The sequence below is a fragment of the Pseudomonas fragariae (ex Marin et al. 2024) genome, from assembly GCF_059621105.1.
Window position 1 is genome coordinate 6,044,960 of record NZ_CM184369.1, and the last position, 10,927, is coordinate 6,055,886.

The window sequence follows — 10,927 nt, forward strand, 5'->3', positions numbered from 1 at the left end:
GAGAGCCCAAAACAGCTCGTTTAACTTTCGGACATCTCACGTATTGCGAGGGTAAAATAATGGTAGATCTCGTCAAATTTAGCGTACCTCTTTTATACAGCAGGAACAAAAACCTACAATATAAAGAAAATATAATCCAGATGTCCACTGCGCTTTTAAAATTCTTGAAAGATGAGGATTTGATATGCACTATACCTTTCACCGAAAGTGGAGAGCTTAAGAAAGATTTTGAAATTCGCGAGTCTGATTTGACTGAGCAAGGCGTGGAGCTATTTAAAAGCGCCATTCATAAATGGTGGAAAAAAATAGACGCCAGGCTCGATAGATCAGATGTTAGCTTTCTTAAGTCTGAGCTTGAAAAAATAAAAAACTCTAAGCATCATTGATATTTCTATAGAGCCTGAATCCAGACTATTTTGAAACTCTAAAGCTCTTTAAAAACTCAGTTGGAAGAGAGGCTGCTAACACTATTTCAGCCTCCTTTCTATTGCATCAACACAATGGCGACTCCATTCGCAGCTTCTCCTAAACTGATGATGTGACGACCCGCCACAGCAACGCACTGGGCCTGACCTGCGAGTACCGCTGGGAAATCATCGAAGGCCAGCCGCGTGTCGTCGAACACCAGACCAGCGATGGTGAGCATTTCCACTTCCGCTACGACCGCGAGGCCCGCACCACCTGGGTCACCGACGTACTGGGCCGTGAGCTGGAAATTCATTACAACAAGGACCATCGCGTCACCTCGAGCCGCGACTACAGTGGCGATCACTACGTCATCGAGATCGACGACACCGGCAACATGACCGGGCTGACCTTGCCCGATGGCAACCAGTTGGCATTCGAGTACGACGAGTTCGCCCGATTGCTCAAGGAGACCGATCCGCTGGGCCGGAGTATTCGCTACCAGTACCACCATCTGACGACGCTGATCACTCAGGTTGATTACCCGGATGGCAGCACCTGGAAGGCCAACTACGATGCCAAAGGCAACCTCGTGGCCGAGATCGATGCGCTGGGCCACAAGACCGAATACCTCAACGGTGAGGACGGCCTGCCGCACACCATCGTCGACCCGACGCTCAAGTCCAAATACCTGTGGTGGAACAACCTGGCGCAAGTGCAGCGCTTTCAGGACTGTTCGGGCAAAAGCACTTATTACCGCTATGACGAGCGCCACCACCTGGTGGCCGTCACCGATGCCCTGAACAACACCACCACGCTGGAACGCAAACCCGACGGCGAAGTGCTGCGCATCGACCATCCGGATGGCACCAGCGAGACCTTTACCTATAACGAACTGGGCCAAGTCCTGACCCACACCGATGGCAAAGGCCAGACTACCCAGCTGCTGCGCAACGGCCGTGGCCTGCCTAAATGGCGACAGGATGCCAAAGGGCAGACCATCACCTACGAATACGACAAGGCCATTCGCCTCGTCGCCCTGACCAACGAAAACGATGCGACCTACCGCTTTGCCTACGACAACGCAGACCGCCTGATCGAAGAAAAACGCATCGACAACCTGACCCGCCGTTTCAGCTACAACCTCGGCGGACACCTGACACAGGTCGAGGAAATCGGCTACGGCGAGAAAGGCGAACAGCCACGGCGCAGCACCCACCTGGAGCGCGACCCGATTGGTCGCCTGCTGGCCAGACTCAACGACGACGCGCGTCAGGACTACGCCTACGATGACGGCGACCGACTGCTGTCAATCGAGCGCAAGCCGACGGACACCGGCAGAAAACTGGGCGTCACCGCCGAGAAACTGGAATTTGCTTACGACCTGCTGGGGCGACTGACCACAGAGACCACGCCGCAAGGCGCACTGGCCTACGACTACGATCCACTCAGCAACCTGACCACGCTGACCCTTCCGACAGGCCAGCATCTGAACCACCTGTATTACGGCAGCGGCCATCTGCATCAGCTCAATCTCGATGGCCAGCTGATCAGCGACATGGAGCGCGACGACCTGCACCGCGAGGTCTACCGCACCCAGGGCAAACTCACCAGTTGCTTCGGTTACGACAGCATGGGTCGCAAGGCCTGGCAGTACGCCACAACCCTGCCTGCGGAAAAACTGTCGCAGATCCAGAACCCGCTCATAAAGCCGGAACGTTACGTCGAACACGCCTACAACCCGATTCACCGCCGTTATGAATACGACCCGGCCGGTGAACTGAGCCGCACCCTCGACAAACTGCGCGGCGAAACCCAGTACGAATACGAAGCCAACGGCCAGCTGCTGGCGCGCAACACCGGTCGCGTGGTCGATGGCGAAGAGTTCCGCTACGACGCCGCCGCCAACCGCCTCAACTTCAACACCAGCCGATTCGATCACGTCAAAGACAACCGCCTCAGACAATGGGCGAACCACGAATACAAATACGACGCCTGGGGCAACCTGATCGAGAAAGTCGTCGGCATCGTGCGCTGGCAGACCTTCACCTACGACTGCGAAAACCGCCTGGTTAAAACCGAGACCATGGCCGACACGCAGGTGGAAAGCACCAGCAGCTACCAATACGACAGCCTGGGCCGAAGAGTCGCCAAACAGTCCGAGATCAAAGGCCACACCGACCACAAACGCTTCCTCTGGCAAGGCCTGCGGATACTGCGCGAAGAAAGCCCGGGACAGAGCAGCCTGTACCTCTACGAGCCCGGCAGCTATGCGCCGCTGGCCCGCGTGGATGAAAAAGAAGGTGAGGTAGAGAACAAGGTTTATTACTTCCACACCGACCAGATCGGCACACCGCTGGAGATGACCGACGCCGAGGGGCAGATCGTCTGGCAGGCCAAGTACCGGGCGTGGGGTGCGGTTGAGAAGCTGGTGGTGAACGAAGTTGAGCAGAACCTGCGGTTTCAGGGGCAGTATTTTGATGCCGAGACGGGGCTGCATTACAACACGTTTCGGTATTATGATCCGGAGATTGGGCGGTTTACTACGCAGGATCCGATTGGGTTGTTGGGTGGGTTTAATCTTTATCAGTATGCCCCTAATACCAACGGATGGATTGATCCGTTTGGACTAACTGGATTTTTTACACCCTCCTCATTCACCGCTCCATCCGGTAGTACACATACAGTTTATCAGCAAGTGATAGACTGGGACCTACCTGTCAATACAAGGGAAGGAGTCAAGACCAACTTGGATCTCGCATCAGAGGGGAGAAGTCCATTTGTTGTTAAGAATGGCAGTTATTCTCAGCTTAATCTCCATCATTCTAAACAAGATGGGTTAGGCTCTCTCTTCGAGTTATCTGCCGATACACATAAAAAATTTGGTAACACTAACGCGTTGCATCCTCATCTACCTGCACAGCATCCGATCAACCCTGTTAATAGAGACCTATTCAACGGTGATCGCGGCGCTTACTGGGAAGGACGTGCGCAAACAGAAATTAACAGAAGAGCCGGGAGCCCTAAGCTTTCGGGAAACTGCGGATAAAGCTATGATATCGAAAAAACTGATAGATTTTTTTAAACAACAAGGCTGGTGGTATGAAGATGCTAGCGCAGATTATGAAGTGGAGCTCAAGAAGCTGGGTATTGACTTATCATCTGATTTCGCTCAGTTCTACTTACACGTAGAAGACGGTCCAACATTCATGCAGCACGGAAAGGAAATATATCAGGTATGCTGGTTCTCCAAAAACACCAATTTTGATCTAGACTTGAAGAGCACACATGAAACATTGCAGCTCCCACAGGAGTATATTCCGCTAGATAGCTTCGAGGGCGAAAGTGGCTATTTCTATAATAGAGACACTGGCGAGGTACTTAGCGTATCTTTGGGAAATGAGCTCTTGGATTTCAAACAAGGAAAATTGAGACCTCAGTGGGCAAATTTTAACGATTTCTTGGAAAGTTATTTCGAACAGGCTTGACGATTTAATGATTAATGCTACGCAAATAAAAACCTTTGCGATGTAAGCTTAGGTTCAAACCACTCATATTGAATTAGCTACAGAGAGTGTTGAAAAAATAGAGTAGGAAATTTATTTTCTTTTGATAGGGCATCTGGTTTTTGCTGTTAGCCTTTGCCCTAATAATAAGACTCATTTAGGCTACAAAAATATAATTAGTCTAAGTGAAGCTTGTAAGAAAGCTTGTTGCTAGTATTTTGTAACTCTGGTTTTTTAGAGGCTTGCACTTTCACGATGAGATAGCCCTAGCGCCACAGTAGCGATCTTTAAAAATTTGACTGAGATGGGCAACTTCAATACCGTCCTAGCCTTGTACAAAGGTGATAAAAACTTTGCCATGAAAGCGACTTGGATTGCCTTATCAACATCAAAGGTGCAGCGAGCACCTCGTCAATGTCGAATTGCTTGTGTAAAGAATTCGATCACCTGTTCACCGTCACCGATGCCCTGAACAACACCACCACGCTGGAACGCAAACCCGACGGCGAAGTGCTGCGCATCAACCACCCGGATGGTACCAGCGAGACCTTTACCTACAACGAACTGGGCCAGGTCCTGACCCACACCGATGGCAAAGGCCAGACCACCCAGCTGCTGCGTAACGGCCGTGGCCTGCCTAAATGGCGACAGGATGCCAAAGGGCAGACCATCACCTACGAATACGACAAGGCCATTCGCCTCGTCGCCCTGACCAACGAAAACGATGCGACCTACAGCTTTGCCTACGACGACGCAGACCGCCTGATCGAAGAAAAACGCATCGACAACCTCACCCGCCGTTTCAGCTACAACCTCGGCGGGCACCTGACACAGGTCGAGGAAATCGGCTACGGCGAGAAAGGCGAACAGCCACGGCGCAACACTCATCTGGAGCGCGACCCGATTGGTCGCCTGCTGGCCAAACTCAACGACGATGCGCGTCAGGACTACGCCTACGACGACGGCGACCGACTGCTGTCAATCGAGCGCAAGCCGACGGACACCGGCAGAAAACTCGGCGTCACCGCTGAGAAGATCGACTTCGCCTACGACCTGCTCGGCCGCCTCGTCAAAGAGACCACACCCCAAGGCGCGCTGGCCTACGAGTACGATCCGCTCAGCAACCTGACCACTCTAACCCTGCCTACCGGCCAGCATCTGAACCACCTGTATTACGGCAGCGGCCACCTGCATCAGCTCAACCTCGACGGCCAACTGATCAGCGACATGGAGCGCGACGACCTGCATCGCGAGATCTATCGTACCCAAGGCAAACTCACCAGTTGCTTCGGTTACGACAGCATGGGTCGAAAGGCCTGGCAGTACGCGACCACCCTGCCTGCTGAAAAACTGTCACAGATCCAGAACCCGCTCATAAAGCCAGAGCGCTACGTCGAACACGCTTACAACCCGATTCACCGCCGCTACGAATACGACCCTGCCGGCGAACTGAGCCGCACCCTCGACAAACTGCGCGGCGAAACCCAGTATGAATACGAAGCCAACGGCCAGTTGCTGGCGCGCAACACCGGCCGAGTGGTCGACGGCGAGGAATTCCGCTACGACGCCGCGGCCAACCGCCTCAACTTCAACACCAGCCGCTTCGATCACGTCAAAGACAACCGCCTCAGACAATGGGCGAACCACGAATACAAATACGACGCCTGGGGCAACCTGATCGAAAAAGTTGTCGGCATCGTACGCTGGCAGACTTTCACCTACGACTGCGAAAACCGCCTGGTCAAAACCGAGACCATGGCCGACACGCAGGTGGAAAGCACCAGCAGCTATCAGTACGACAGCCTCGGTCGACGCGTCGCCAAACAGTCAGAGATCAAAGGCCACACCGAACACAAACGCTTCCTCTGGCAAGGCCTGCGCATGCTGCGTGAGGAAAGTCCAGGACAGAGCAGCCTGTATATATACGAGCCCGGAAGCTATGCGCCGCTGGCCCGCGTTGACGAGAAAGAAGGCGAGATAGAAAACAAGGTTTACTACTTTCATACCGACCAGATTGGTACACCGCTGGAGATGACCGACGCCGAAGGGCAGATCGTCTGGCAGGCCAAATACCGGGCGTGGGGCGCGGTGGAAAAGCTGGTGGTGAACGAGGTTGAACAGAACCTGCGGTTTCAAGGGCAGTATTTTGATGTCGAGACGGGGCTGCATTACAACACGTTTAGGTATTATGACCCGGAGATTGGGCGGTTTATTACGCAGGATCCGATTGGGTTGGAGGGTGGATTTAATCTATACGGCTATTGCCGTAACCCTACGGCGTGGGTTGATCCGTTAGGGCTGGATTGGAATTACTTCCTGACTGACTCCACTGGTGAGCCTTACTATCATGGCCGTGCATCAGACAAGACTTCGTTGAGTGATGTAATGCGTCGTCACGGCAATAACGTGGGGGCAGATGGGGCTAGATTTGGGCCGGGTGATAGTATTTCGCAGGTGACGCCTAAAGGAACACACATTGATACCGTTCGGGGTATTGAGAACGCAGGCATCAGAGAAAAAACTGTATTGGGTCGCGGCAACCCGAATGTGCGAGGCAATACTATTCATGGCATCTCTGATGCAAAACTTAATAAGCCTAAAGGCATTGTTCAGGTGAAAGCGGCCAATCAACATTTGGACGCAAAAGGAGTGAGCAAGGTGAGCTCACTACCAGGTATTGAAACACGCACACATGGCGGCATTAAGTCGGCAACATGCTAGAGGTTAAAAATGAGTAGCAAACTAAATAAAGCATTCAACGAATATCTGATTGCAGGCTCGTTGAGCAGTATGAAGAATACCGAACTAGCTGATCTCCTACGTGAAAGCAATGTAATTATCCCGTCAAAAGACATGAGTCATGACGAGCTTATCAAGGCGCTCCGAAATGAAATGGCACTGGTTGAAAAGAAGGATATTGTGGAGTCTTTTCTAATAGGTTTAGAGCGTGGAGAACCACAAAAAAGAGCGGCTCTTTCTGCATATGCAATCATGCTGAACTTTCCTGATCACTTATTAAGTTCTCATGATGATGTTCGGTGTGACATTTGTGGTGCATTTAAGCAACAGGAAATAGATTTTACTTTTTGCAATATAGTAAGGCATCTCAGCGGTGTAGTCATAAGTGGCCTGCCTGATCAAATGTATTTCTTTTTGAGAGAAAGCCACAAAGAACACTCTGAAAAACCAGAATCGGTATCTTCCTTAGAGAAATTATTAAATATTATCAGAAGCTCAGACTCAGAAGACACGCCTATTATCTTGGAGAAAAAAATCAGAAATGCGCTAACTGTAAAAATGAGCAAAGAAGAATCTAGAGGCTTGCTTGATCTGTTAGGTCATATAGGTGTCTTGGAAAGCCCCGAACATAAAGGCTTTATCGATACCTTTAAAAATCTTGGGCTCGTTCCAAGAAAGTCACGTTCAACAGACTGGAGCTATCCTGTAGACTTCTGGAAAGGAGAGTATGGAGTAAATGAAAAAGCTGTAGACTTTTGGTTTGGGGACTATTTGAAGTGTACTGGATGAGCTACAAAACGCACTCCTAGCAGCATACGTAACTTTATACCTGCACCTGGCCGATCGCTCTTTAAAATACAAGATATGATGGCGTCAATGTTTCTTATCCGCTTTCTACCGCGTTTATATTTTATTCAGGCACCGGGACGACAGCCAGATTAGTAACGATCAGCACTATCACACTGGAAAAGCTTAGAGATGCAGAAAATAAAACCACACAGGAAAGGGAATCCGACGGCAGCGCCAAAACCTTTACCGATAACGAAATGGACCAGGTACTGACACACAACGATGGCAAAGGCCAGACCATCACCTACGAGTATGGCAAGGCCATTTGCCCGTCGCACTGACCAGTGAAAACGACGCAATATACCGTTTTGCCTAGTACAACGCAGATCGCTTGATTGAAAAAACACATCGACAACCTGAACGGCTATTTCTGCTACAACCTCGGCGTGCATCTGACATAGGTCGAGGACATAGGCCAGAGCGGATAGAGTGAGCAGACGACCCTGCAAATGCTAAAAATTTTGATTATGAAGGTATGGAAAATGAGATACCTTTACTGTTTAATCAAGAGAGCCAGGACACTTGACTGAAGATGTACTTAAATATAGATATCCGAATATGTCTGAATCTAATCAACCTACCAGACCATTTTTTTGGTGGCGATGATCAGACTGAGAAAAATCCTGCACGGAGCTTAGAGCAAAGAGTTTTCTATGATCGGGGCGGGCTGGAAAAACCTCTAACCGGCAGAACCCTGTCGGGATAAAAAGACCAAATAGAAAGAGTTAATTTACTGCAGCAGATGAATATCGTGCGACAGCAGCAGGTGCAAAACTTAAAACCGGAGCATCGGGATGTTGAAAAGCATAAAGTGGGTAGAAGATGCAGTGCTCGTTGTCAAGGTCGACGATGTGACATATACATTAGCCCAAATGAGAAAAAATGGGCTGATGGAATTCTTTGATGTATTTAGGTCAAATAACAGCTGGGAAGATGTTGACCTTAACAAGTGCAAGTTACTATTTTGTATTTTTGTAGCTGAGAAACGTCTAAAAAATATATTCTTAAGAATCCTCAATGATAACGAGGTTATAAAAAACTCTAGACCTATAAGAAAAGAAATGCTTTCTTTTGAGTGGGTTTCAGAAAATGTATACACATCAAATCTTATAGAGTTGAGTGATAGCTACTCCAGCGTTGGTGGACGAGTGATCAAGACTGCTCTTTCAGACAAAAGCGATATTGAAACCATCAACGCACATGAATTTTGTGGCGTTTTCGGGGATCCTAAAAAACTTTTAGATAGGCTTAAGTTTTTTAAAGAGACGGAAATAAACTGGGATGAACAAAAGAAGTTTATTTATCCCTCTATAGAAAGACCCACTGGATTTCCTATAGAATAACGCCTAGGGTCAAGTATGAATCCGCACGACCTAAATCTTTTTAGGTCTAAAACCTTTAAGTCAGGAAAAAATGACTGTCAGACTGAAAAACCCTTAATCTGGCGGTGCGGGGTGATAAACTGGCCATACAAGGGGAATATTCTCCCTGCAATCACTGTAAAGTCATGGCACACCAAGCTCTAAAATTACTGATGCCTGAGTGTCGCTAATAGAGGAGAAGCATGGTGAAGAATTTTTCTGCATCTACCATAAAATGTTACGAAGAAGATAATGTTTTAGTTATTGCCTTAAGTGATGACTTAGTGGCCCCTTCTAATTTCATTATTATTACGCGTCTTGACGATGAAGATAACGCGACGGTAAATGATGGCATCGGCTTTCAAACTGATCAGGCAGAGTATGAGAGGTCTGATGCAATCGAAAAGGTTATTTTGCACTCCAATAGCCTGGAAGTGGTGGTAAAGCCTGAATTTGCCAGTTTTTTTGGTGGCTCAAGTATTTTGGCAGAAATACCCCTAGAGAGTCACGATTCGTCGGAGCAGGTCCGCACCCTGAAAGATGCATTGCTGAGTATTTTTAATGGTACTCAGATTGAGTTGGTTGTTTAGAATCTCGCGAAGCGCTGATTTATTCTGCGTCGTCACAGCAACGCTCCTATTGAAACCAGAGAGTAAGTCCATCAGCAAAGACAACTAACCGCCACACCCAACCAAGGAAGAAAAATGGGTAAACAATCTCGCAGCAAGCGCGCCTCGCCGGAGCCTATGGTGATTTACCGCAGTCACGTTGCCGCTTTCCGCTCGCGTTATCTGCTGTCCTTTCTGACTCCGATCTTCATGGGCATATTTTCTCTCGCCATTACCGCAGGCACGATGGTCGATGCGTACTTTCCAAATGAGCCGGAGAGAACGGGCCAGTCAATGATGCTCATGATGGGCGTATCACTGGTCTTGAGTTTCGGCGGCATCATGATGAGTCGCGGGCATGCCTGCGGAATGTGGATATTGGCGGCCATTCTGGTGAGCTGCTTTTTTGCCGTGTTGCCCACTGCCCCTGCGCACTGGCGGCGTTTTGAATTGATGCTTTACGTGCTGGGGCTGCTTTTCCCGTTGCTGGGCCTTTTATCGCTCAACAGCGAGCGCGGCCGGGAGTTGCGCATGCAGTGGAGGATTATTCGATCCGAACGCAAGGAGATCCGTCAGGAGATGCGGCGGCACAAGGATCTCGAGGTGCATCGTGAAAGCCTGCGCAAGAGAAAGGCGCTACGCAAATAGCCCGGGCTCAACGAGGACTTTATCGCGCCCAACAAAAAACCCGCCGAAGCGGGTTTTTCCAAGACCATCCCGACTTCCTGTCGGCTGCCTCCGAGGCGATGGTCGATCATCCTTGATCCTGGTGAACTCCTGTTCACCACTTGATGGATCCGATATTACGGAAGAAGGACCAGGTCGGAAATGGCCAAATCCCTCCACCGCGTGTAAGCGTTTGGCTATACCTTGTCGAGGCGAACATGAAGAACTCGGGGCGCAATGCGTAGTACGCCACCTCGAAACTTCATACAATCGCTCGCTGATTACAAAAGCAGCAACATCAGAGACACAGGATTTCCCGGAAGAAAACGTCACCCCACGGAACACAAGGAGTAGAACCATGAGCACGACAGATCAGACCCAAAGCACTGGCCAGCACAGTGCCAAGTGGCAAGAGCGCTTCAATTTTTTCGAGACGTATGGTGCGCCGAACGATCCACGCTTCAAGCCGGCAGTGAACGCGCTGCCTGACTTCAAGAAGAAGTTGCTTGTCTGCACCAACATCATCGCGTTTTTCTTCGGTCCGATTTACTTCTTCGTGCTGGGGCTGTGGAAGAAAAATCTGGCGCTGATCGGCGTCATTATCGCGGTCAACATCGTTATAGCTCTGCTTTTCGGGATCCTCGGAATGGAGGTTCCCGCCGCATTGGGCACCGGCTTGAACGTCGTGTTTTCTCTAATGTACGCCCTGACGGCCAACTACTCCTACTACCTCAAGGAAGTAAAAGGCGAGCAAGGCTGGAACCCGTTCAAAGGCATGCGTCTCTGACCTGCA

The 10,927-nt window shown here is 50.0% G+C and carries 8 protein-coding genes and 2 pseudogenes; all 10 read left to right on the forward strand.

The features are described from left to right. Positions 1-140: 140 nt before the first annotated feature. The 10 genes and pseudogenes from AC54XV_RS26350 (at position 141) to AC54XV_RS26395 (ending at position 10,921) form a co-directional block, all read left to right on the forward strand. The gene (locus tag AC54XV_RS26350) at positions 141-386 is read left to right on the forward strand and encodes a hypothetical protein (protein ID WP_496717493.1); all 246 of its coding nucleotides are present in this window, start codon (positions 141-143) and stop codon (positions 384-386) included. 101 nt (positions 387-487) lie between these two features. Then, positions 488-3,037: pseudogene (locus AC54XV_RS26355) on the forward strand (RHS repeat-associated core domain-containing protein); the annotation flags it as partial. 66 nt (positions 3,038-3,103) lie between these two features. Beyond that, positions 3,104-3,454, forward strand: coding sequence for an HNH/ENDO VII family nuclease (locus AC54XV_RS26360; RefSeq protein WP_235595607.1), 351 nt, complete (start codon positions 3,104-3,106; stop codon positions 3,452-3,454). Positions 3,455-3,458: 4 nt separating this feature from the next. Next, complete coding sequence (locus AC54XV_RS26365; RefSeq protein ID WP_055005647.1) at positions 3,459-3,893, forward strand: SMI1/KNR4 family protein; 435 nt, start codon at positions 3,459-3,461, stop codon at positions 3,891-3,893. A gap of 453 nt (positions 3,894-4,346) precedes the next feature. Further along, a pseudogene (locus AC54XV_RS26370) lies at positions 4,347-6,632 on the forward strand (RHS repeat-associated core domain-containing protein); the annotation flags it as partial. Between the two features lie 9 nt (positions 6,633-6,641). Further along, positions 6,642-7,439 (forward strand): hypothetical protein, encoded by a 798-nt coding sequence (locus tag AC54XV_RS26375; RefSeq protein WP_104684677.1) that lies wholly within the window; start codon positions 6,642-6,644, stop codon positions 7,437-7,439. An 854-nt stretch (positions 7,440-8,293) separates the two neighbouring features. After that, the gene (locus tag AC54XV_RS26380; protein WP_024640458.1) at positions 8,294-8,842 is read left to right on the forward strand and encodes a DUF8309 domain-containing protein; all 549 of its coding nucleotides are present in this window, start codon (positions 8,294-8,296) and stop codon (positions 8,840-8,842) included. 221 nt (positions 8,843-9,063) lie between these two features. Beyond that, on the forward strand, positions 9,064-9,450 hold the full coding sequence (locus AC54XV_RS26385; RefSeq protein ID WP_024640457.1) for a hypothetical protein: 387 nt from the start codon (positions 9,064-9,066) through the stop codon (positions 9,448-9,450). Between the two features lie 114 nt (positions 9,451-9,564). Beyond that, positions 9,565-10,116, forward strand: coding sequence for a hypothetical protein (locus tag AC54XV_RS26390; protein WP_032657275.1), 552 nt, complete (start codon positions 9,565-9,567; stop codon positions 10,114-10,116). Positions 10,117-10,492: 376 nt separating this feature from the next. Then, positions 10,493-10,921: a DUF2628 domain-containing protein gene (locus AC54XV_RS26395; RefSeq protein WP_024643255.1), complete on the forward strand. Its 429-nt coding sequence runs from the start codon at positions 10,493-10,495 to the stop codon at positions 10,919-10,921. Positions 10,922-10,927 lie beyond the last annotated feature (6 nt).